Source organism: Halomonas ramblicola, assembly GCF_030409215.1.
GTDB classification, from domain to species: domain Bacteria; phylum Pseudomonadota; class Gammaproteobacteria; order Pseudomonadales; family Halomonadaceae; genus Halomonas; species Halomonas ramblicola.
The window spans coordinates 42,180-63,578 of record NZ_JAUFPL010000012.1 but is presented as its reverse complement, the minus strand read 5'-3'; the positions used below and the strand labels follow the sequence as shown (position 1 = coordinate 63,578).

20 protein-coding genes are annotated in these 21,399 nt (G+C 67.0%); 16 read left to right on the top strand and 4 right to left on the bottom strand.

Going from position 1 to position 21,399, the window contains the following annotated elements:
• Positions 1-35: 35 nt before the first annotated feature.
• A complete protein-coding gene (locus QWY80_RS02610; protein WP_290229119.1) occupies positions 36-1,025 on the bottom strand; it encodes an AraC family transcriptional regulator in 990 nt (329 codons plus the stop codon).
• Positions 1,026-1,392: 367 nt separating this feature from the next.
• Here QWY80_RS02610 and antA point away from each other — a divergent pair, with 367 nt between their 5' ends.
• From antA to kynA, 12 genes are all read left to right on the top strand, one after another.
• The gene (gene antA, locus QWY80_RS02605; protein WP_290229118.1) at positions 1,393-2,781 is read left to right on the top strand and encodes an anthranilate 1,2-dioxygenase large subunit; all 1,389 of its coding nucleotides are present in this window, start codon (positions 1,393-1,395) and stop codon (positions 2,779-2,781) included.
• A 3-nt stretch (positions 2,782-2,784) separates the two neighbouring features.
• Entirely contained in the window at positions 2,785-3,270 is a 486-nt protein-coding gene (antB, locus tag QWY80_RS02600) for an anthranilate 1,2-dioxygenase small subunit (RefSeq protein WP_290229117.1), read from the top strand.
• 20 nt (positions 3,271-3,290) lie between these two features.
• Positions 3,291-4,307, top strand: a complete 1,017-nt coding sequence (antC, locus tag QWY80_RS02595) for an anthranilate 1,2-dioxygenase electron transfer component AntC (RefSeq protein WP_290229116.1) — start codon at positions 3,291-3,293, stop codon at positions 4,305-4,307.
• 87 nt (positions 4,308-4,394) lie between these two features.
• A complete protein-coding gene (locus QWY80_RS02590) occupies positions 4,395-5,519 on the top strand; it encodes a muconate cycloisomerase family protein (protein ID WP_290229115.1) in 1,125 nt (374 codons plus the stop codon).
• A gap of 29 nt (positions 5,520-5,548) precedes the next feature.
• Positions 5,549-5,839, top strand: coding sequence for a muconolactone Delta-isomerase (catC, locus tag QWY80_RS02585; RefSeq protein WP_290229114.1), 291 nt, complete (start codon positions 5,549-5,551; stop codon positions 5,837-5,839).
• Positions 5,840-5,889: 50 nt separating this feature from the next.
• Positions 5,890-6,864, top strand: a complete 975-nt coding sequence (gene catA / locus QWY80_RS02580) for a catechol 1,2-dioxygenase (RefSeq protein ID WP_290229113.1) — start codon at positions 5,890-5,892, stop codon at positions 6,862-6,864.
• Between the two features lie 74 nt (positions 6,865-6,938).
• The gene (locus QWY80_RS02575; protein WP_290229111.1) at positions 6,939-7,922 is read left to right on the top strand and encodes a TRAP transporter substrate-binding protein; all 984 of its coding nucleotides are present in this window, start codon (positions 6,939-6,941) and stop codon (positions 7,920-7,922) included.
• A gap of 61 nt (positions 7,923-7,983) precedes the next feature.
• Entirely contained in the window at positions 7,984-8,532 is a 549-nt protein-coding gene (locus QWY80_RS02570) for a TRAP transporter small permease (RefSeq protein WP_290229110.1), read from the top strand.
• Positions 8,529-9,788 (top strand): TRAP transporter large permease, encoded by a 1,260-nt coding sequence (locus QWY80_RS02565; protein ID WP_290229109.1) that lies wholly within the window; start codon positions 8,529-8,531, stop codon positions 9,786-9,788. The genes QWY80_RS02570 and QWY80_RS02565 overlap by 4 nt, the downstream gene beginning before the upstream one ends.
• Before the next feature lie 451 nt (positions 9,789-10,239).
• Positions 10,240-10,707 (top strand): hypothetical protein, encoded by a 468-nt coding sequence (locus tag QWY80_RS02560; RefSeq protein WP_353960434.1) that lies wholly within the window; start codon positions 10,240-10,242, stop codon positions 10,705-10,707.
• Positions 10,708-10,849: 142 nt separating this feature from the next.
• On the top strand, positions 10,850-11,698 hold the full coding sequence (locus QWY80_RS02555; RefSeq protein WP_290229108.1) for an alpha/beta hydrolase: 849 nt from the start codon (positions 10,850-10,852) through the stop codon (positions 11,696-11,698).
• An 87-nt stretch (positions 11,699-11,785) separates the two neighbouring features.
• Entirely contained in the window at positions 11,786-12,634 is an 849-nt protein-coding gene (gene kynA, locus QWY80_RS02550) for a tryptophan 2,3-dioxygenase (protein WP_290229107.1), read from the top strand.
• Positions 12,635-12,695: 61 nt separating this feature from the next.
• On the opposite strand, the gene QWY80_RS02545 is transcribed toward kynA, so the two are convergent.
• Positions 12,696-13,163 carry an Lrp/AsnC family transcriptional regulator gene (locus tag QWY80_RS02545; protein WP_290229106.1) on the bottom strand — a complete coding sequence of 156 codons (468 nt, stop codon included), beginning with the start codon at positions 13,161-13,163 and terminating at the stop codon, positions 12,696-12,698.
• A gap of 132 nt (positions 13,164-13,295) precedes the next feature.
• On the opposite strand from QWY80_RS02545, the gene kynU reads away from it, so the two are divergent.
• The 3 genes from kynU to QWY80_RS02530 are packed head-to-tail and all read left to right on the top strand — an operon-like array spanning position 13,296 to position 16,750.
• The gene (gene kynU / locus QWY80_RS02540) at positions 13,296-14,528 is read left to right on the top strand and encodes a kynureninase (RefSeq protein WP_290229105.1); all 1,233 of its coding nucleotides are present in this window, start codon (positions 13,296-13,298) and stop codon (positions 14,526-14,528) included.
• A 1-nt stretch (position 14,529) separates the two neighbouring features.
• On the top strand, positions 14,530-15,345 hold the full coding sequence (locus QWY80_RS02535) for an alpha/beta hydrolase (RefSeq protein WP_290229104.1): 816 nt from the start codon (positions 14,530-14,532) through the stop codon (positions 15,343-15,345).
• A 10-nt stretch (positions 15,346-15,355) separates the two neighbouring features.
• A complete protein-coding gene (locus QWY80_RS02530; RefSeq protein ID WP_290229103.1) occupies positions 15,356-16,750 on the top strand; it encodes a sodium-dependent transporter in 1,395 nt (464 codons plus the stop codon).
• Positions 16,751-16,760: 10 nt separating this feature from the next.
• On the opposite strand, the gene QWY80_RS02525 is transcribed toward QWY80_RS02530, so the two are convergent.
• Positions 16,761-17,729: a LysR family transcriptional regulator gene (locus QWY80_RS02525; protein WP_290229102.1), complete on the bottom strand. Its 969-nt coding sequence runs from the start codon at positions 17,727-17,729 to the stop codon at positions 16,761-16,763.
• Positions 17,730-17,929: 200 nt separating this feature from the next.
• On the opposite strand from QWY80_RS02525, the gene QWY80_RS02520 reads away from it, so the two are divergent.
• Entirely contained in the window at positions 17,930-19,429 is a 1,500-nt protein-coding gene (locus QWY80_RS02520) for a CoA-acylating methylmalonate-semialdehyde dehydrogenase (RefSeq protein ID WP_290229101.1), read from the top strand.
• A gap of 58 nt (positions 19,430-19,487) precedes the next feature.
• Here the strand turns inward: QWY80_RS02520 and QWY80_RS02515 are convergent, their stop codons facing one another.
• Entirely contained in the window at positions 19,488-21,197 is a 1,710-nt protein-coding gene (locus QWY80_RS02515; protein WP_290229100.1) for a DEAD/DEAH box helicase family protein, read from the bottom strand.
• Positions 21,198-21,399 lie beyond the last annotated feature (202 nt).

Genomic DNA, 21,399 nt, shown 5'->3' with positions numbered 1-21,399 from the left:
CTCTGTAGACGCGGGCGGGGGCGGCTGCTCGTGGGCTACTGCAGCTGGGCTTGGGTGGTCCGCTTCAGGGTCTCGGAAGGCAGCTCACCGAAGCGCGCCTTGTATTCCTGGGAGAAGCGCCCCAACTGCTGGAAGCCGCAGTCCATGGCGATGCTGGAGACGCTCTCGTGGGGGGCGGCCCGTTCCAGACATTGACGCGCGTGCTCGAAGCGCAGCCGACGGAAGTGGGCGATAGGCGAGACGCCGAAGTGGGCATGGAAATCGCGGTAGAGGCGCTCTCGGGAGACGCCGGCGACACGCTCCAGGTCGGCCAGGCCCAGCGGGTGGTCCAGGGAGTCCCGGAACAGGGTCTCGAGACGGGTGAGATAGGCCGGCCGACCCTGCTGGCGGTCCAGTAGTTCGCTTGAGTAGTTGTGGGGCTGAGTGTAGAGCAGGCTGGTGATCAGCGAATTCTCGAAGTTGCTCCACACCTCGGGCAGGTCGCACAGCGAGCTGTCTGCGTCCAACATCTCCTGTAGATTCGCGACCATTCGCCACCACTCCTGCACCGTGCCGCTCAGCGGCATGCGTGGATCGAAGATGACCGGGCGGGACAGTTCGCGGCTGAGCACCTGAGATAGCTTGCGTTCGATGGCCTGGCGCGACAACCGTACCAGGCGCTTCCGGCAGCTCTCGTCCATGCTCAGCTGCAGCGGCTGGCTGGGCGAGATGATGGCGGCCACATCGGTGTCGGAGCCGAAGGCGTTGCCCCGGAGCTCGAAGTTCTGGGTACCGTGCAAGGGCAGGCTGATGCTGTAGCTATGGGTCAGGTCGGCGATATCGATATGGACGGGAGTCGAATATTCGATGATGCCAATGGAGACGTTGCCCAGGCTGGTGCCCTGGTGACGAAAGCTGAGCTCTCGGGGGCGCGGCACCTCGAGGCGATGAGGGCCGTTGATGCCACTCATCCAGCGGCAGGCCGAGTCGGGGTTCTGGAACTCGGCAGCGATCTGTTGCCGCGTCGGGGCAGGGGATACAGTCATGGTTCCTCCTTGCCTCGCCGTCGGGAGTGGTTGTCATCGGGCCATCGCGATGGCCGTGGAGAGACGGTCGAGGCCAGTGTTCGCATATCGTTCTTATGTGCGCATTGCGAACTGGTGGGCTCATTTTGCCACCCTGGTCAAGCAATGACCAGTTCCATAGAAGATACCGCCAATCGGCGTTGAGACAAAGCCGCTTCCTGTTGCTTCCCTGAAGCCGTCACTGGCCGGCGCGGTTCAGAGACTGCCGGCATGGGCATCCTGCCTGGCGGAAAAAGTGAATAGCCTTCCTCCAATAACCGCATAGTGGCCCCAGGGGGGGATGCCTAAGGTTGGTCGTACCCGACAAGCAACAAGACGGTAACGACCGATGACAGCACAACGCTCTATCCCCGAGTGGCAGCAATTCGTCGAGAACTGTCTCGATTTCCGCCCCGATGACGGCGTCTACCAGATGGCCCGGGAAATGTTCACCGACGAGGCGCTGTTCGATCTCGAGATGGAACTGATCTTCGAGAAGCAGTGGATCTTCGCCTGCCACGAGAGCCAGATCCCGAACAACAACGACTTCATTACCATGCAGGCCGGTCGCCAGCCGATGATCATCGCTCGCGACGCCAAGGGCCAGCTGCGGGCCCTGGCCAACACCTGCCAGCACCGCGGCGCGACCCTGGTGCGCACCGAGTGCGGCAACCAGTCCACCTACACCTGCCCCTTCCACGCCTGGTGCTACAAGTCCGACGGCCGCCTGGTCAAGGTCAAGGCGCCGAGCGAGTACCCGGCGGACTTCGACAAGTCGAGCCGCGGCCTCAAGCAGGCACGCATCGAGAGCTACCGCGGCTTCGTCTTCATCAGCCTGGACGCCGAGGGGACCGAGAGCCTCGAGGACTTTCTCGGCGACACCCGGCTGTTCTTCGACATGATGGTCGAGCAGGCCGAGGACGGTGAGCTGGAGGTGTTGCCGGGCAAGTCCACCTACACCTTCAATGGCAACTGGAAGCTGCAGAACGAGAACGGCCTGGATGGCTATCACGTCAGCACCGTGCACTACAACTATGTCTCCACCGTGAAGCACCGCCGCGAGCTCGAGGTGCAGAAGCACGGCGACAACGGCGACACCCTCGACTACAGCAAGCTCGGCGCCGGCGACAAGGACACCGACGATGGCTGGTTCTCCTTCGCCAACGGCCACAGCCTGCTGTTCAGCGACATGCCCAACCCCCAGGTGCGTCCCGGTTACGCCACCGTGATGCCGCGCATGCTCGAGATCCACCCCCGCGAGCGCGCCGAGTGGACCATGCATCGCCTGCGCAACCTGAACATCTACCCGAGCCTGTTCTTCATGGACCAGATCAGCTCGCAGCTGCGCATCGTGCGCCCGGTGGCCTGGAACAAGACCGAGGTCATCAGCCTGTGCCTGGGCGTGAAGGGCGAGTCCGACGCCGACCGCGAGAACCGCATCCGCCAGTTCGAGGACTTCTTCAACGTCTCCGGCATGGGCACCCCCGACGACCTGGTGGAGTTCCGCGAGCAGCAGCGGGGCTTCCAGGCGCGTGCTTCCCGCTGGAGCGACATCTCCCGAGGGCACCAGGACTGGCAGTACGGCGAGACCCACAACAGCCGCGTGCTCGGCATCCAGCCGGTGATCACCGGCACCGAGTTCACCCACGAGGGCCTCTACGTCAACCAGCACGGCACCTGGCAGCGGCTGCTGCTCGAGGGCCTCGAAAAGAAAGCACTCAAGCTCCAGGAGGTGTAAGCCATGACTCTTCAGCAATCCATCGAGCAGTTCATGTACCGCCTGGCCGAGCTCTGCGATGACCGCGACTGGGACGGCTACCTCGACCAGTTCGCCCCGGAGTGCGAGTTCCACATCCCGCAGTGGAAGAACGAGGAAGAGGTCACCCGCGATCCCAAGCGCGAGATGTCGCTGATGTACTACGCCGACCGCACCGGTCTCGAGGACCGCGTCTTCCGCCTGCGCACCGGCAAGTCCGCGGCCTCAACCCCGCTGCCGCGGACCCTGCACCTGATCGACAACGTGCGCTGTGAGGAACAGGGCGGCGGCATCGTCCAGGTCAGGGTCAACTGGGTGACTCACTTCCATCGCTTCGGCGAGAGCAACCACTTCTTCGGCACCGCCGACTATACCCTGCGTGGCGAGGGCGACGGCTGGAAGGTCCTGCGCAAGCACAGCGTGCTGCTCAACGACAAGATCGATTCCGTGCTGGATTTCTACCACGTCTGAGTTTCTCTGGAGGGCGAGTCATGCATAACACAGCCGCCATCGTCTTTCGGGACGGCATCACGCGCTTCGTCAAGGTCGACGACAACGAGCTGCTGATGGACGCCGCCCAGCGCCACGGGGTCAACCTGCCGGTGGACTGCCGGGAAGGGGTCTGCGGGACCTGCCGCTGCCTGCGCGAGGCCGGCGAGGTCGACGTCGAGTACATCGACGAGGAGGCGCTGACCGAGGACGAGGTCGAGCAAGGTCACGTGCTGGCCTGCCAGACTCGCCTGCTCTCCAACCACGGCTCCTTCTACTTCGATGTCGACTCCAGCGTGTGCAGCGTGGCCACCGAGGTGCACGACGCTACCGTGAGCGCCGTGGAGCAGGTCTCCGACGCCGCCGCCATCCTCGAGATCACCCTCGACGATCCCGCCCAGGCGCTGAAGTACCTGCCCGGGCAGTACGCCCGCCTCGAGGTGCCGGGCACCGATGAATGGCGGGCCTACTCCTTCGCCACCTCGTCGGTGAAGGACGGCAAGCTGCGCTTCTTGATCCGCCTGCTGCCCAGCGGGGTGATGAGCGACTATCTGCGCGAGCGCGCCCGGCCGGGCGATGCGATCTCCCTGGAGGCCCCGCTGGGCGCCTTCTACCTGCGCGAGGTGCAGAACCCCCTGCTGATGGTGGCGGGCGGCACCGGGCTCTCGGCCTTCCTCGGCATGCTCGAGCAACTCGAGGAGGCGGGCGACTGCGCCCAGCCGATCCGGCTGTGTTACGGCGTGACCCAGGAGACCGACCTCAGCGAGCTCGACCGCCTGGATCGCTTCACCGACACGCTGCCGGACTTCGCCTACGAGACCGTGGTGATGAATCCCAGCGAGGCCTGGCGGGGCAGGAAGGGCGTGGTCTGCGATCTCTTCGACCTGGATTTCCTGGCCCGGCCCTTCGATGCCTACCTGTGCGGCCCGCCACCGATGATCGAGGCCTCGAAGCAATGGCTCGAGGAGCGCGACGTCGGCGAGCACCGGCTGTTCTTCGAGAAGTTCGTCTCGAGCTGACCGCCACCGCCGGGTGGCTCCCGCCCGGCTCCAGCGACTTTCATTGCATGCAAGCGGCGCCCCGAGGCGAGCCGCCTGGAGACTCCGATGTCCGACATCCTGATTCACGAGGTCGAGACGCTGCTGGTCGACCTGCCGACCATCCGGCCGCACAAGCTGTCGATGACCACCATGGCCTGCCAGACGCTGGTCATCATTCGCCTGCGGTTGTCCGACGGCACCGAGGGCCTGGGCGAGGCCACCACCATCGGCGGCCTGGCCTATGGCCCCGAGAGCCCCGAGGGCATCAAGCAGACCATCGATACCTACCTGGCGCCGCTGCTGATCGGCCAGGCGCCCGACAACCTCAACGCCCTGCGGGCGCGCATGGCCCGTCATGCCCGCGGCAACAGCTTCGCCAAGTCCGGGCTCGAGACCGCCCTGCTAGACGCCGAGGGCAAGCGCCGCGGCTTGTCGGTGGCGGCACTGCTCGGCGGGGCCCGCTGTGATCACCTGCCGGTGCTGTGGACGCTGGCCAGCGGCGATACCCAGAAGGACATCGACGAGGCCTTCCAGCGCCTCGAGGAGCGCCGCCACTGCGACTTCAAGCTCAAGATCGGCGCCAACCCGGTGGATCAGGACGTGCGTCACGTCGGTGCCATCAAGGCGGCGCTGGGTGACCGGGCGAGCGTGCGGGTCGACGTCAACCAGGCCTGGGACGAGGCCACCGCGGCCCGCGGTATCGATGCCCTGGAGGCCGCCGGGATCGATCTCATCGAGCAGCCGATCCCGGCCCGGGAGTTCGCTGGCCTGACCCGGCTGGCGCAACGCTTCGTGGTGCCGATGCTGGCCGATGAGGCGGTCCATGACGCCCGCGACGGCTTCACCCTGGCCGCCTGTGGCTTCGGCGATGCCTTCGCGCTGAAGATCGCCAAGGCCGGCGGGCCTCGCAGCGTCCTCGAGCTGGCCCATGTGGCCCAGGCGGCCGGCGTGAGCCTCTACGGCGGCACCATGCTGGAGGGCACCATCGGCACCGCGGCTTCCCTGCATGCCTGGTCGACCCTCGGCGAGCTGACCTGGGGCACCGAGATGTTCGGCCCGCTGCTGCTCAAGGACGACATCGTCGCCAGGCCGCTGCATTACCACGAGTTCGGCGTCGACCTGCCGACCGGACCCGGCCTCGGCATCACCCTCGACGAGGACAAGCTCAACCATTATCGGCGCCGCGACTGAGCCGCGCCCTGCATCCCAAGGAGACGCCCATGCTCTTCCAGGTGGAAATGACCGTGAAGCTGCCGCCGGACATGCCGGCCGAGCGGGCCGCCGAGATCAAGGCGACCGAGAAGGCCTACGCCCAGGACCTGCAGCGCGCCGGCAAGTGGCGCCACCTGTGGCGGGTCGCCGGCAGCTACGCCAATGTCAGCATCTTCGACGTGGAGGACAACGCCGAGCTGCAGGAGATCGTCTCGAACCTCCCGCTCTTTCCCTACATGGAGATCCGCGTCACGCCGCTGTGCCGTCACCCGTCCGCGATCCGCGAGGACGACAGCTGAACCCGGCCCCGCCGGTCGCCAACGACACGACAATAACCGAGGAAACGACCATGACCGTGAAGATCTTCGATACCCCCGAGGTGCAGGACTTCCTGAAGGCCGTCGCCGGCTTCGACCAGGACGGCGGCAGCGAGCGCGCCAAGCAGATCCTGCATCGCCTGGTCGGTGACCTGTTCAAGCTGATCGACGACTTCGACGTCACGCCCGAGGAGTTCTGGTCGGCGGTGAGCCTGGTGAACGAGCTCGGCAAGGAGACCCAGTTTGGCCTGCTGGCCCCGGGCCTGGGTTTCGATCACTACCTGGACATGCGCATGGATGCCGCCGATGCCGAGGCCGGCCTGACCGGTGGCACGCCGCGCACCATCGAGGGCCCGTTGTACGTGGCCGGCGCGCCGGAGCTCCAGGGCTCCGGACGCATGGACGATGGCACCGACACGGACGGCGAGGTGATGTGGCTGACCGGGCAGGTGCGTGACACCGACGGCAACCCGGTCGCCGGCGCCAGGGTCGAGATCTGGCACGCCGACTCCAAGGGCGGTTACTCCTTCTTCGATCCTTCGCAGAGCGAGTACAACCTGCGCCGCACCATCATCACCGACGCCGAGGGCCGCTACGCGGTGCGCAGCATCATTCCCTCCGGCTACGGCTGCCCGCCGGACAGCCCGCCCCAGCAGGTGCTCGACCTGCTCGGCCGTCACGGCCAGCGTCCGGCGCATATCCACTTCTTCGTCTCGGCGCCGGGGCACCAGCACCTGACCACCCAGATCAATCTGGCCGGCGATCCCTACACCTTCGACGACTTCGCCTTCGCCACCCGCGAGGAGCTGGTGGTGCCGGGCCAGCGGATCGAGGACGCCGCCGAGGCCGACAAGCGCGGCCTCGAGGGACCCTTCACCGAGGTGGTGTTCGACGTCGAGCTGTCGGCGACCGCGGATCCCGAGCTGCAGCATCGCCACAACCGCCCGCGGGCCAAGGAAGACGAGCAGGATCAGGCCAGCCAGCAGGCCGCTACCGCCAAGGTGTAACGCGCCCCGCGTCGATAGCCGGCCCTCCGGGGCCGGCGCCACCAGCGAAGACTACAACAAGAGAGACCCTCCTCATGAACACGCTCAAGACCCTGATGACCGCCGCCGTGGCGACCACCCTCGCCGTCGCCGCCTTCAGCGCCCAGGCCCGTGACTTCCGGCTGGGCCTGATCACCCCCCAGTCGCATATCTGGACCCAGGAGGCCGAGGGCTTCGCCGAAACCCTGGCCGAGCGCTCCGGCGGCGAACACAGCGTCAGCATCTTTCCCGCCCAGCAGCTCGGCACCGAGGCGCAGATGGTCCAGCAGCTCCAGGCCGGTTCCCTGGACATGGCCTTCCTGACCCTGGCCGAGATCTCCAACCGCATCCCGGACTTCGGCGCCCTCTACGCGCCCTTCCTGGTGGAGGACATCGATCATGCCGTGGCCCTGCTGCACTCGGACACGGCCGAGGGGCTGCTCGACAAGATGCCGGCTCAGGTCGGGCTGGTCGGGGTGGGCTACGGCATGGCCGGCATGCGCCAGATCCTCAGCCGTGAGCCCATCGACAGCGCCGATGACCTGAGCGGCCTCAAGGTGCGTATCACCCCCTTCGATCCGATCCGCGACTTCTATGTGGCCACCGGCGCCGCTCCCACGCCGCTGCCGCTGCCCGCGGTCTATGACGCCCTGGCCAATGGTCAGGTCGATGCCATCGACATGGATTACGACTCCATCCGACTGCTCAAATTCTACGAGCAGGCCGACAACCTGGTGATCGCCAATCACATGATGTTCCCCATGGTGGCGGTGGTCTCCGGGCGCGTCTGGGCACAGCTCGACGGGGTGGATCGCGAGCTGATCCGCAGCGCCATGGCCGAGCATGCCGACAACGTCATGACCCGCTTCCAGGAGCACCATGAGGCCTGGGGCGAGGAGCTGCGCAGCCAGGACATTACCGTCACCGAGGTCGGCCCCGCGTTCTTCGAGGATGCCATCGCCGACTGGGAGGCCACCTGGACGCCCAAGGCCCCGTCGCTGGCCGCGCTGCGCGAGACGGCCGCCGAGCTGGCCGAGTAACTCCCGCCCGATCCCGATCCCGAACCGCCCCGGCCAGGCGCCGGGGCACCTGGAGGCCGTCATGCTCAAACGACTCTCGTCCGGCATCGCCCGCTGTGAAGGGGTGATCGCGGCGGGGCTGGCAGCGGTGATCAGCCTGCTGATCCTGCTCAACATCGCCACTCGCTCGCTGGGCCATGCCCTCTATTGGACCGACGAACTGGCCATCCACGCCATGATCTGGATGACCTTCTTCACCACCTCGGCGGTGCTCAAGCGCCGCGAGGGCGTCGCCGTGACCCTGCTGGCCGATGCCCTGCCCGGCGGGTTGCGTCAGGGGCTGGATCTGCTCGTCGACGCCATGGTGCTGTTCTTCGCGCTCTTCCTGGCCGTGCTGTGCTGGCGCTGGTACGACCCGGCGACCCTGTGGGCCACCGGCTTCGACCTCCAGGCCTTCCAGGGGGAGACCTTCAACTTCATGTATTCCGAAACCTCGCGCACGCTGGGCATTCCCAAGTTCTGGGCCTGGCTGTGCCTGCCGATCTTCGCCGTCTCGCTGAGCCTGCATGCCGTCGTCAACCTGATCGACGGCCTGAAGGGCCTGGTGGGCGCGGAAAGGAGGCTCGCATGACTCTCGTCGTCTTCGCCGTGCTGCTGCTGGGTGCGGTGCCCATCGCCCTGGTGCTGGCGCTCACCGCCGCCTGGTATATCGCCGATTCCGGCAATACCCTGCTGTTCGCCTCCTATCCCCAGCAGCTCTACGGCGCCATCGAGAACTACGGCCTGCTGGCCATTCCGCTCTTTATGCTGGCCGGCGAGCTGATGAACGAGGGCGGCCTGACCCGGCGGCTGATCGACCTGGCGCGTATTCTGGTCGGCGGCTTCCGCGGCGGGCTGGTCTATATCAACCTGGTGGCCAACATGATGATGGCGGCCATCGTCGGCTCGGCGGCCTCGCAGATCGCCATCATGTCGCGGGCCATGGTCCCGGCCATGGAACAGGACGGCTACGACAAGCCCTTCGCCGCGGCCATTACCGCCGCCGGCGGCCTGCTGTCGCCGATCATCCCGCCGTCGATGCTCTTCGTGCTCTACGGGGTGATGGCCCAGGTGCCCATCGCCGACATGTTCATCGCCGGCATCATCCCGGGGCTGATGATGGGCGGACTGTTCTTCCTGGCCATCGCCGCGGTGGGCCTGGTGCAGCAGTATCCGGTGGGGGAGTGGCCGAGCCGCGAGCAGGCCAGGCGCTTTCTGCTGATGGGGCTGCCGGCCATGAGCATCCTGGTGATCATCATCGGCGGCATCCTCGCCGGCCTGGCCACGCCCACCGAATCGGCGGCCCTGGCCTCGCTGGCGGCGCTGCTGATCGGCCGCTATGTCTACCGCGACCTGACCTTCGCCCGACTGCCGGAGATCCTCCGGCGCACCGCCTTCAATGCCGGCCTGGTGATCATGCTGATCGGGGCCGCCGGGGTGTTCGGCTGGGTGGTGGTCTACGAGCAGCTGCCGCAGATGGCCGCGGCCTGGATCGCCGGGCTGACCGACGACCCCTTCCTGTTCCTGCTGCTGGTGGTGGGCATCCTGCTGCTGGTGGGGATGATCGTCGACGGCATCGCCGCGCTGATCCTGGTGGTGCCGATCCTGCTGCCCATCGCCCAGGGGCAGTTCGATATCACCGCCTACCAGTTCGGGGTGGTGGTCTGCCTGACCCTGGTGCTGGGGCTGCTGACGCCGCCGGTGGGCGCGGGGCTGTTTATCGGCTCGTCGATGACCGGGGTGCCGCCGCTGAAGATCTTCCGCGCGCTGTGGCCCTTCCTGCTGATGAGCCTGCTGGCCCTGGTGTTGCTGGCCTGGCAGCCCTGGCTGACCCTGGCGCTGTTGTGACCTTCACCCGGAAGTAAATAAAGCGCTTCCTTGTTAAGTTAGATTCGGATTGGGTCGAGACGAATTCAGGGAAGCGCTGTTGATTATTGTCCTCTTCTGTGACGCTTGATAATGATAAATACATGGCTGATGGGGCGTTTCCCAAGGAGGTGAGTGGAAGAAAGTCGCTGATATAAAGATTGTAATTTCCTTAATTTAATAAAATAATCTGGGATCTCTTGATGAAATTAAAAAAACCAGTCGCCCGGCCCAGGTTCGCTATACCCATAGCGCCGGGCCCAATACCTTCGCGGTCTCCCTGGAAGATCCCTCCTATGCGCTCTCGCCGGTCAACGGCGGGGCGGATATCGAGAACCCGCTGCCGACCCTGACTGCCCGCTATCAATATGGGCGCAACTTCGGCATCTCCGCCCTAGTCAAGGAACTCGCCACCAACGAGGCCACCAGTGGCATGGACGAGAGTGCCACCGGCTACGGCGTGGCCGCCCAACTGGCCCTGCCCCTGGGGAGCGCCACCACCTTCAAGGCCAATGCCACCGTCGGCAGCGGCCTGGGCAGCTACCTGAGCTACGTGCCGGACGCCGTAGCCGGCCTGCGTACCCCGGACGCCTATATCGACAACAACGGCTCGCTGGAGAGCGTCGATTCCCAGGCCTTCGGCGTCTCCCTGGAGCATAACTGGAACGGCGACTGGTCCAGCGCCATCGGTACCTCGCGCTTCAGCCAGGACCTGCCGGACGATATCGCCGGCTTCCAGGCCGGCCTGGATGAGGTCCAGTACTCCTTCGTCAACCTGATCTGGGACGTCAATCAACGCCTCTCCACCGGTATCGAGTATCAGCACTCCGATATCGAGCGGGTCAACGGCGAGTCCGAGGATGCCAGCCGGATCCAGGCCAGTGTGCAGTTCCAGTTCTGATTGCCGCGTTCTCCGTCCTTACCGGGAGCCTTCCGGCTCCCGACCTCTGCTTGCTTTGTGCCAGCCAATCGGCTGGCACTTTTTATGTGCGGCAAGTGCTTGGCTTTTATCTGGTTGGACGCCTTACTCGGGAGGATCCCCCATGAAAAAGCGCGAGTCAGTATCCGATATCACGGTGGGGATGGCGCTGAATGCCGCCAGCATCTATTGGCAAGCCGATATTGAAGCGGCTTTCCGGGAGGCGGGTGAGCGCTCCCTGGCGACCCGCAAGGTATCTCGAGACCTGCCCTATGGTCAGGCAGGGCTGCAGCGCTTCGATTTCTTCCCCGTGCCACGACCGCATGCTCGCCTGTTGATCTTTATTCATGGCGGCTACTGGCAGGCCATGGACAAAGCCGAGCATGCTCCGCTGCTGGCCGGGCATCTGGCCGCGGGCTGGGCCGTGGCAGTGCTCAACTATCGCCTGTGTCCCGAGGTCACCATCGCCGATCAGGTCGAGGACGTGCGCCAGGCCCTGCGCCATCTCTGGCATGGGGTCGAACGCTACGGCATCGACCGGGAGTGCATTCAGGTCGCCGGTCATAGTGCCGGCGGACACCTGGGAGCCTGCCTGGTCAGTAGCGACTGGCCGACCCTGGACCCGGCCATGCCGGCGACTCCGATCCGCTCCGCCTTGCTGATCAGCGGCATCTTCGACCTCGAGCCGATGCGCCATATGAGTTTCGGGCCGTTGCTCGGCCTGCCGGATGAGGAGACGGCCCGGGTGCTGAGTCCGCTGTGGACTGGCCCCAACCCCGGACTACGCCTGCATCTGGCCGTGGGGGAGTGGGAGAGCGAGGCCTTCCATTGGCAGTCTCGGGAGCTCGCCCGGTGCTGGGGCGAGCGGCTCGAAGGCATCGAGGTGTCGAGCGTGGCCGATACCCATCATTTCTCGGTGCTGGAAACCCTGTCGAGCGGGGCGCTGTTGCGGGCTTCCCTGGCCCTGGCATGACTCCGCGCCACCGTTGAGGCACCCCCTGGCCCGCTGCCCGGGAGGGGCGCACCATGGAGTGATCCGCCACGAGACGAGGAGGGGACGATGAGCAAGCCGCAGCGGGGCCGCACCTCGGTGAGCCTGGATGACGAGGGCGTGCACTGGGACCAGGAGATGAGCTACGGCCAGTATCTGGCCCTGGAGCCGCTGCTGGCCTGCCAGAGTCCCCTGACCGACGAGCATGACGAGATGCTGTTTATCGTCATTCACCAGGTCTCCGAGCTGTGGCTCAAGCAGTGTCTCCATGAGGCCCATGCGGCGGCGGCGCATATCGCCGCCGACCAGCTGAGGCCCGCCTTCAAGATGCTGGCCCGGATGGCACGCATCCAGGAGCAGATGATCCAGGCCTGGGAGGTGCTGGCCACCCTGACTCCGGCGGACTATGCCCGCTTCCGCGACAGCCTGGGCCAGAGCTCCGGCTTCCAGTCCTACCAGTACCGGGAGTTGGAGTTCCTGCTGGGCAACAAGCATCCCGCCCTGGTGGAGGTGCATCGCGCCCATCCCGAGCACTACCGGCGGCTCACCGAGGTGCTTCAGGCGCCCAGCCTCTACGATACCTGCCTGCGGCTACTGGCCCGGCGTGGCTTCGCCTTGCCCGACGAGGTGCTGAGTCGCGATTGGGCCGAGCCCTATGTGGCGTCTCCCGAGGTGGAATCGGCCTGGGCCGAGGTCTATGGCGACACCGAGCACCACTGGGACCTCTACGAGCTGGCCGAGAAGCTGGTGGACACCGAGTACCACTTCCAGCAGTGGCGCTTCAGCCATATGAAGACGGTGCAACGCATCATCGGCCACAAGCCCGGCACCGGTGGCACCAGCGGCGTCGGCTACCTTTCCAAGGCCCTGGAGCTGACCTTCTTCCCCGAGCTGTGGTCGGTGCGTACCCGGATGTAGGCCGGCAACGGGCGCCGACGGCGAGCGCCTGCAACGATACCGACTCCCTCGGTCGGCCCCCTCAGGACATCACCTTGAGGGGGCCGTTTTCCTTGAGGGTATTCATCGCCACCTGGGTGGCGATATCGCGAATGCCCTCCATGGGGCTGATGGTGGTGGAGAGGAAGTGGGAGAGCTCGGCGAGGTCGGCCACCCGCACCTTGAGGATAAAGTCGTGGCTGCCGGTCACGGCATGGCAGTCGATCACCTCGTCCCGGGCCAGCAGCTCCGCTACGGCGTCCCTGGGCGAGGCCATGCGGCCCTTATCCACCGAGAGGAAGATAAAGGCGGTGACCTTGAGCCCCAGGGCCTCCGGGTCGAGGCGCAGGGCATGGCCCTGGATGACCCCGTACTCCTCCAGGCGGGCGATGCGTCGCGAGCACTGGCTGGGGGAGAGGTTGACCGCCTCCGCCAGGGCGGCCAGGGTCAGGCGGGCATTTCGCTGCAGTGCGTGAAGAATCCGACGATCGAACCTATCAAGGGTTTCCATGTGTGTAAAATCTCTTATCGGCGCAATAATTTTGCATAACTTGAGCCATTGGCGCCAGATAACGCAAGCCTTTCCCGGCTCGTCTCTCCTAGAATTTGGGGCAGATTCCTCACCCGATTCCCTGGAGGCCCCATGACCCCGACCCTGGATAGCGTTCGTGAACTGGATCGCCGCGACCCCCTGGCCGATTTCAAGGCCCGCTTCGCCCTGCCCGAGAGCGTGCTCTACCTGGATGGCAACTCCCTCGGCGCCCAGCCCCTGGCCGCCCGGGAGGCCCTGGCCGCCACTCGGGATCAGTGGCGCGACGAGCTGATCAAGGGCTGGAATCAGGGCTGGTTCGATGCCCCGGAGCGCCTGGGCGACCTGGTGGCGCCGCTGATCGGCGCCGGGCCCGGCGAGGTGGTCGTCAGCGACAATATCACCCTCAACCTCTTCAAGCTGCTGGGCTATATCACCGAGTCCCAGGGGCGCTCGCGGCCGGTGATCCTCAGCGAGGGTGGTAACTTCCCCACCGATGGCTATATCGCTCAGGGGTTGTGTCGCTTCGCCGGCCTCGAGCATCGGGTGCTGCCGGAGGGGGCGGCGCTGGCCGACTACCTGGATGAGCGGGTCGCCGCCGTGGTGCTGAGCCAGGTCAACTACCGCACCGGCCGGTTGCGCGATATGGCCGCCATCACCGCCCAGGTGCATGAGCAGGGCGCCGAGATCGTCTGGGACCTGGCCCACTCCGCCGGGGCCCTGCCGGTGGACCTGCACGGCTGTGGCGCCCGCTATGCGGTGGGCTGCACCTACAAGTACCTCAACGGCGGCCCCGGGGCGCCGGCCTTTCTCTATGTGCATGAGGAGCACCAGGCCGGCGGCTGGCAGCCGCTTTCCGGCTGGCATGGCCACGCGGCGCCCTTCGCCTTCGACGGCGACTATGCGCCGGCCCCGGGCATCACCCGCTTCCGTACCGGCACTCACTCGGCGCTGATCTATGCCCCCCTGGAGGCCTCCTTGCGGCTCTGGCAGGAGGTGGACATGGCCGCCCTGCGGGAGAAGAGCCTGGCCCTGGGGGAGCTGTTCCGCGACTGCCTGACCGACCTGCTCGAGGCCGAGGGGATCGAGGACATCACCCCGGCTCAGGCGGAGCGTGGCAGCCAGGTGGCGCTGATTCACCGCGAGCATGGCTATGCCATCGTCCAGGCGCTGATCGGCCGCGGCGTGATCGGCGATTACCGGGAGCCCGGGCTGATGCGTTTCGGCTTCACGCCCCTCTACCTCAGCTACGAGGACGTCTGGCAGGCGGCCCGCCACTTCCGCGAGGTGGTGGAGAGCCGTGAATACCTCGACGCGCGTTTCCGGGTGCGCTCGGAGGTCACCTGAGATGGGCTTCGATCAGGATCGTGCCGCTCGGGAGCAGGCCTATTCGCCGAGCCGCTGGGCCCGGGACTGCGAGGCGAGCCTGGCGCGCCAGGCCGAGCTCGGCGCCCGGCTGCGCGAGCGCCATCCCCCGAGGCGCCTGAGCTATGGGGCGGGACCGCGGGAGGGGCTCGACCTCTTTCTCCCCGGGGGGCAGGGGCCCTGGCCGCTGATGGTCTTTCTGCACGGCGGCTATTGGCAGGAACTGGACGCCGCGGCCACCGACTTCATGGCCGTGCCCTGGCTGGGACGGGGCTGGGCCTTCGCCTCCCTGGATTATCCCCTGGCGCCGCAGGCTGGTATCGAGGCCATGGTGGCGGCCTGCCGCCGTGGCATCGCGGCCCTGCGCCGCGAGGCGAGCGCCCTGGGGTTGGATGGCCGGCTCCATCTGGGCGGCCATAGCGCCGGGGCCCAGCTGGCGCTGATGAGTTGCCTGGGGGAGGGTCGCCTGACGGGCATCGCCGGCCTCTGGCTGATCAGCGGCATCTATGACCTGCGCCCCCTGGTGGGCACCTATATCGATGCCCCCCTGTGGCTGGATGACGAGCGGGCCGCGCGACTCAGCCCTTTGTGCCAGGACCTGCGGGGCCTGCCGCCGCTGCGCCTGGTGCATGGCGAGCTCGATCCGCCTGCCTTCCGTGCCCAGGGCGAGGCGCTATATGAGCGCGCCCGGGCGGCCGGGGGGGCAGTGGAACTCCGCCCGCTGCCCGACTGCGATCACTTCGACATCCTCGAACGGCTCGATGCGCTGCCGCGCCGAGCCGACTCCTTAACCCGATGAGATAACTCCAATGACAATATCGCAAGCCAAGAGTCCCGGCGTGGCATCCGCGCCGGGGGAGGCGCCGGCGCGCGCCCAGTTCTCCAGCCGCTTCGGTTTCCTGATGGCCGCCGCCGGCGCGGCGGTGGGCCTCGGCAATGTGTGGAGCTTTCCCTCCATGGCCGCCAACAACGGCGGCGGTGCCTTCCTGCTGGTCTATGTGGTGATGGCCTTTATCCTCGCCTATCCGGCGCTGATGGCGGAGCTGACCCTGGGACGCTATGCCCAGAGCGGCATCATCAATGCCATGGGCCGGGTGGGCGGCCGTGGCCTGCCACGGCGCCTGGGGCAAGGGGTCGGCGGCCTGGCGCTGCTGGCCGCCTGCCTGGGGCAGGCCTTCTATGCCATCGTCACCGGCTGGCTGATCGGCTATGCGCTATTGCCGCTCTCTCGGCTGCTGGGCCTCGAGGGGGCGACGGCCTGGCTCGCCGAAGGGAGCTTCTGGCGGGATTGGAGCCTGGCCCTGGTGGCCATGGTGATCACCGCGGCGGTGGTCCTGGCCGGGGTGAACCAGGGCATCGAGCGCTGGACCAAACGGTTGATGCCGCTGCTGCTGGTGATGCTGCTGGGACTGATCGCGGTGATGCTGGGCTTTCCCGGCGCCAGCGAGGGGGTAAAGACCTACCTGGTGCCGGACCTGTCGCGGATCGATGGGCAACTGCTGCTGGACGCCATGGGACAGGCCTTCTTCTCGCTCTCCATCGGCGTCGGCGCCATGGTGGTCTATGGTTCCTACCTGAGCCGCAAGGCCAACCTGCCGCGGGTCGGCGCCCAGGTGATGCTGATCGATATGGGGGTGGCCTTCATCGCCGGTCTGCTGATCATTCCGGCCATGTTCGTGGCCCATGGCCTGGGGGTGGAGGTCTTCAACGAGGCCGGTGAGCTGCAGAGTTCGGCGACCCTGCTGTTTATGGTGATGCCGGCCATGTTCGAGGCCATGGGGGCGCCGGGGCTGGGCCTGGAGCTTGTCTTCTTCGTGCTGCTGGCCATCGCCGCCCTGACCTCCATGTTCCCGGTGCTGGAGGTGCCGGTCTCGACCCTCGAGGAGACCGGCCTGGTCCGCCGTCGCCCGGCCACCTGGCTGATGGCGCTGGTGACCTTCGTCATTGCCACCGTGATCCTGGCTTACTTCGACCCGCTGTTCGACTGGGCCATCACCCTGACCATCAGTTACAGCATGCCGCTGGTGGGGGGATTGGTGTGTCTCTATGTGGGCTGGTTGCTGTCGCGCAATGCCAAGCTCCAGGAGCTGCGCCAGGGGGCGCCGGAGATCGAGCGTACCCTGTTCTGGAGGCTCTGGCCCTGGTATATCCGCCTGGTCTGTCCGCTGCTGATCCTGGTGGTGATGCTGCGTGGCCTGGCCTGAGGGCATCCGCTCAGGGCGAGGCCTCGGGCAGCACCAGCTCTCGCGTCTCGCCCATCAGGAAGGCGCGGTTGGTCTCCAGGGCCTCGCGCAGGAAGTCCCACAGCAGGCGCACCCGGGCCAGCCGGCGCTGCTCCTGGCGGGCGGTGATCCAGAACTGGCGCACCACCTCCACCTCGCCCTCCAGTACGTTGATCAAGGCTTCCGAAGTGCTCGCCATAAAGCACGGCAGTACGGCGAGGCCGGCGCCGTGCCGGCAGGCGGCGTGCTGGGTGGTGACGCTGGTGCTGCGCATGGCGAAGTGCGGTGGGGCGCCCACCACCGCCGGGTCGAGCAGCGGTTCCAGGTAGCTGAGCTGTTCGCTGAAGATCAGGTCATCGACGTAGCCGATCAGCCGGTGCCGGCCCAGCTCGGCGAGCCGGGTCGGGGCGCCGTGGCGCGCCAGGTAGTCGCGACTGCCGTAGAGCCGCAGCCGGTAGTCGCACAGCCGCGAGATCACCAGCCCCGGGCTCACCGGGCGCTCCACGGTGATCGCCAGGTCGGCCTCGTGGCGGCTCAGGTTGACCACCCGGGGCAGGGCGAGCAGGTCCAGGGTCACCCCGGGGTGGCGGTCGCAGAAGGCCGAGAGCAGCGGCGCGATGACCCAGGTGCCGAAGCCCTCGGTGACCCCCAGGCGGATCTGGCCGCTGACCCGGTGGTCCTGGTCGCTGAGGCTCTCGCCGGCCTCCACGGCATGGCGGGCCATCTCCTCGGCGTGGGCGAGCAACTGCTGGCCCGCCTCGGTGAGCTGGTAGCCGTGGGTGCTGCGCTCGAACAGCTGGGTGTTGAGCCGCTGCTCGAAGCGTCGGGTGCGCCGCGACAGGGTGGAGTGGTCCAGCCCCAGGCGCCGGGCGGCGTCGGAGAGGCGCTGGCCGCGCGCCACCTCGAGGAAGATCTGGATGTCCTGCCAGTCGAGCATGGTGTCGTCCCGTTGTGCGATCATGCACAAGCAATGTGCCCGAGTGCGTGTTGTCTCGCCATCCTACGCCTGGATAGACTCGATTCCATCAGGCTTCGTGCCGGCATGCACATAAAGTCGAATGCCGGAAGCCGATGTCCAACGACAGGCAAGGCCAGGGCGTGACGGCGCCTCCCGCGCTTCCGCCATCGCCCGACAAGACGACAAGAGAGGAGCACGCCACCATGTCCATCCGCGAGATTCCCCTGTATATCGACGGCCAGGCCGTCCCGTCCCAGAGCCAGGAGTGGCGCGATGTCATCAACCCGGCCACCCAGGACGTGGTGGCCCGGGTCCCCTTCTGCACCGCCGAGGAGGTCGAGCGCGCCGTGGCCAGCGCCAAGACCGCCTTCAAGGAGTGGCGCAAGGTGCCCCTGGCCAAGCGCCAGCGCATCATGCTCAGGTTCCAGGCGCTGATCCGCGAGCACACCGACGAGCTCGCCGCGCTGATCACCGAGGAGCACGGCAAGACCCTGCCCGATGCCGCCGGCGAGGTGGGCCGCGGCCTGGAGGTGGTGGAGCACGCCTGCTCGATCACCAGCCTGCAACTCGGCGAGCTGGCCGAGAACGCCGCCAACGAGGTGGACGTCTACACCCTCAACCAGCCGCTCGGCGTGGGGGCCGGCATCACCGCCTTCAACTTCCCGATCATGCTGCCCTGCTTCATGTTCCCGCTGGCCATCGCCACCGGCAACACCTTCGTGCTCAAGCCCTCCGAGCAGGACCCCAGCTCCACCATGCGCCTGGTCGAGCTGGCCCATGAGGCCGGCATCCCGGCCGGGGTGCTCAACGTGGTGCACGGCGGCCCGGACGTGGCCAACCAGATCGCCGACCACCCCGACATCAAGGCGCTCTCCTTCATCGGTTCCAGCCACGTGGGCTCGCTGCTCTACAACCGTGCCGCCGCGGCCGGCAAGCGCATGCAGGCGATGATGGGGGCCAAGAACCACTGCGTGATCATGCCCGATGCCAACCGCAGCCAGGCGATCAACAACCTGCTGGGCTCCGCCTTCGGTGCCGCCGGCCAGCGCTGCATGGCCAACTCCGTGGTGGTGCTGGTGGGCGAGGCCCGCGAGTGGCTCGACGACATCGTCGACGGCGCCCGCAACATGAAGGTGGGCCCGGGCATCCAGCAGGATGCCGACCTGGGACCGCTGGTTTCCCCGGCGGCCAAGGAGCGGGTCGAGCGGCTGATCGGCGCCGGCGAGGAGGAGGGCGCCAAGCTGCTGGTGGACGGGCGCGGCTTCGAGGTGGCCGGCTATCCCCACGGCAACTTCGTCGGCCCCACGGTGTTCGCCGACGTGAAACCCGAGATGACCATCTACCGCGAGGAGGTCTTCGGCCCGGTGCTCTGCGTGGTGAGCGTCGATACCCTCGACGAGGCGATCGAGTTCGTCAACGCCAACCCCAACGGCAACGGCACCTCGATCTTCACCAACTCCGGCTGGGTGGCGCGTCGCTTCGAGACCGAGATCGACGTCGGCCAGGTGGGCATCAACGTGCCGATCCCGGTGCCGGTGGCCTACTTCAGCTTCACCGGTTCGCGCGGCTCCAAGCTTGGCGACCTGGGGCCCAACGGCAAGCAGGCCATCGCCTTCTGGACCCAGACCAAGACGGTCACCGCCCGCTGGTACGAGCCGGAGAACGTCTCCGGCGGTATCAACAGCACCATCTCGCTGCACTGATCGCCACTCCCCGGGCGCAGAACGCGGCCCCGTCTCGCGAGAGGCGGGGCCGTCTTGTCTAGCGCTCGGGCACCCCGAGGGTGGCGAACAGCTCCGCCAGTTCCGGGTCCGCCCGCTGGGCGCGGAGGACGGCGGGGTCCACCACCGAGAAGCGGCCGGCCGAGGCTGTCAGGTACGGCTGGCCGGTCGCCGCGTCGACGAAGCGGACCTCCGGCACCTTGGCGAGGCATTGCCTGAGGAAGGCGCAGTTCCTGGCGATCGCCAGGCTGTCGTCATCGGGATAGACCTCCGCCGGGCAGGTCGCCAGGGTATTGATCCTCTTGTAGCGGTCGATGTTGACCAGGCCCAGGGGCGCCAGGATGTGCAGGACCTCGCGGGTGCCGTGGGCGATGGTCGTCGGCGGGGTATGCTTGGGGACGCTGTTGTCCAGGAAGTGGTACTCGAGCCGGGGATGCCGGCTGTCCAGCCACTTGAAGAGCAGCTTGGGCATGCCGTCATAGGCCTCCACGCAGTGCCCCAGGAAGTCCTCCACTGCCTTGTAGCGTCCTCGCGCCAGGCCGCGCTCCCAGCCGCGTTCCACCGTCGCCTCCGGCGGGGTGACGACGAAATAGAAGTACATGGTGGCGACATGTTTCGCATAGGTGGCGTCCAGGAGCCGCGGGACCCGGTCCAGGGCGAAGCTGTCGAAGCGGAACCGGTCGATCAGCAGGTTGGGGATGGAGCGGTCGCGCCGGGCCCTGTCGCGGATGTGGCGGTCGAGCTTGGCATCGATCAGCTTGACCTCCTTGCCGGCCAGGCGGCCGGCATACTTGTAGGCCTCGCCCAGGGCCTCATAGTCGAGCAGCAGGCGGCGCCAGATGTCGGGGGAGATGGTGCCGTACTGGTCGGGCTGGATGCCCAGGTCTCGCAGGGTGTCCTTGAGGAAGGGGCGCAGGGAGCTCTTGCCGGCTGCCGAGGCCCCCTTGAGGCTGATCAGGATCGGCTCTTGGGCGCAGGGGAGCCGGCCGTAGCCCTCAGCCTGCCTGGCCCGTTCGACATGGGGCGCGATCCGTTGCCCGAGGTGGCGGCTGCCGAAGTCGTTGCACACGTGCCGGGTGATCAAGCCGGCCAGCAGTTCCCGGTCCAGCCCGATATGGCCCTGGGTGGCGCCGATCGCATTCAGCACCCGGTAGGTGCTCTTGTAGATGGCCCGCTCCAGCTCGTCACTGGCCGCCAGCCCCTTGTCCTTGATGGTGCGGATCACGTCATGATGGCGCTCCTCGATGGAGCGAGGGTCCGCCTGCTGGCGTGGCGCCCGACGCTTGCCGAACCACCGGGACAGCCACGAGCCGGGCTCGGGCTCGAGCGCCGTCGGCTCGGGGGCGAAGGCCGCGGCGAGGATGCCGCCCACCCGGTCGTGTATCTCGTCATGCAGCCGGTCATATTCCTGCTGGAACGCCGGCATCCGGGGGGCCAGGTAGTCCGACAGGATCTTGCCGGCGATGCCGCGGAAGTGCTGCCCCAGGAGCTCCTCCTCCTCCCCCTCGAGCACCACCACATCGGCCGTCACCTGCACGATCAACTCGTGCAGCACCAGGCGCTCCGCCCGGAACGCGACCAGCTCCTCTTCCGGGAGCCCGGTGAGGGCGCTCAGCTCGGGGATGTCGGCGAGGCGGGTATGGACGTTGGCCGTGCAATGAATCGTCTCCAGGGCCTTGTAGCGCCTGGGCAGGTCGGCCTCCAGGCCGGGGTTCCACGCCGAAAACTCGGGACCATCTCGATCGGGCATATCGGGAGTCCATGCATGCTGCGTCGTGTCGGGGCTTGACGAGGGCCTCGTCGGGCACCGCTTCGTGAGCCTAGCCGCTTCCCAGGTCGAGAGGGACGGCCGGCCCCCATGGAGCGATAGTGGCCGACCTCGCATCGTGGGGCAATCCCCGTGGGAGGAGCGCTGCGTTGGGGCGCCTTGGGTGCCGATCCCTGTTATGTTG

Coding starts and splice junctions, on each gene's coding strand:
- QWY80_RS02610 (WP_290229119.1), bottom strand. CDS start 1,025: ATGACTGTATCCCCTGCCCCGACGCGGCAACAGATCGCTGCCGAGTTC.
- antA (WP_290229118.1), top strand. CDS start 1,393: ATGACAGCACAACGCTCTATCCCCGAGTGGCAGCAATTCGTCGAGAAC.
- antB (WP_290229117.1), top strand. CDS start 2,785: ATGACTCTTCAGCAATCCATCGAGCAGTTCATGTACCGCCTGGCCGAG.
- antC (WP_290229116.1), top strand. CDS start 3,291: ATGCATAACACAGCCGCCATCGTCTTTCGGGACGGCATCACGCGCTTC.
- QWY80_RS02590 (WP_290229115.1), top strand. CDS start 4,395: ATGTCCGACATCCTGATTCACGAGGTCGAGACGCTGCTGGTCGACCTG.
- catC (WP_290229114.1), top strand. CDS start 5,549: ATGCTCTTCCAGGTGGAAATGACCGTGAAGCTGCCGCCGGACATGCCG.
- catA (WP_290229113.1), top strand. CDS start 5,890: ATGACCGTGAAGATCTTCGATACCCCCGAGGTGCAGGACTTCCTGAAG.
- QWY80_RS02575 (WP_290229111.1), top strand. CDS start 6,939: ATGAACACGCTCAAGACCCTGATGACCGCCGCCGTGGCGACCACCCTC.
- QWY80_RS02570 (WP_290229110.1), top strand. CDS start 7,984: ATGCTCAAACGACTCTCGTCCGGCATCGCCCGCTGTGAAGGGGTGATC.
- QWY80_RS02565 (WP_290229109.1), top strand. CDS start 8,529: ATGACTCTCGTCGTCTTCGCCGTGCTGCTGCTGGGTGCGGTGCCCATC.
- QWY80_RS02560 (WP_353960434.1), top strand. CDS start 10,240: ATGGACGAGAGTGCCACCGGCTACGGCGTGGCCGCCCAACTGGCCCTG.
- QWY80_RS02555 (WP_290229108.1), top strand. CDS start 10,850: ATGAAAAAGCGCGAGTCAGTATCCGATATCACGGTGGGGATGGCGCTG.
- kynA (WP_290229107.1), top strand. CDS start 11,786: ATGAGCAAGCCGCAGCGGGGCCGCACCTCGGTGAGCCTGGATGACGAG.
- QWY80_RS02545 (WP_290229106.1), bottom strand. CDS start 13,163: ATGGAAACCCTTGATAGGTTCGATCGTCGGATTCTTCACGCACTGCAG.
- kynU (WP_290229105.1), top strand. CDS start 13,296: ATGACCCCGACCCTGGATAGCGTTCGTGAACTGGATCGCCGCGACCCC.
- QWY80_RS02535 (WP_290229104.1), top strand. CDS start 14,530: ATGGGCTTCGATCAGGATCGTGCCGCTCGGGAGCAGGCCTATTCGCCG.
- QWY80_RS02530 (WP_290229103.1), top strand. CDS start 15,356: ATGACAATATCGCAAGCCAAGAGTCCCGGCGTGGCATCCGCGCCGGGG.
- QWY80_RS02525 (WP_290229102.1), bottom strand. CDS start 17,729: ATGATCGCACAACGGGACGACACCATGCTCGACTGGCAGGACATCCAG.
- QWY80_RS02520 (WP_290229101.1), top strand. CDS start 17,930: ATGTCCATCCGCGAGATTCCCCTGTATATCGACGGCCAGGCCGTCCCG.
- QWY80_RS02515 (WP_290229100.1), bottom strand. CDS start 21,197: ATGCCCGATCGAGATGGTCCCGAGTTTTCGGCGTGGAACCCCGGCCTG.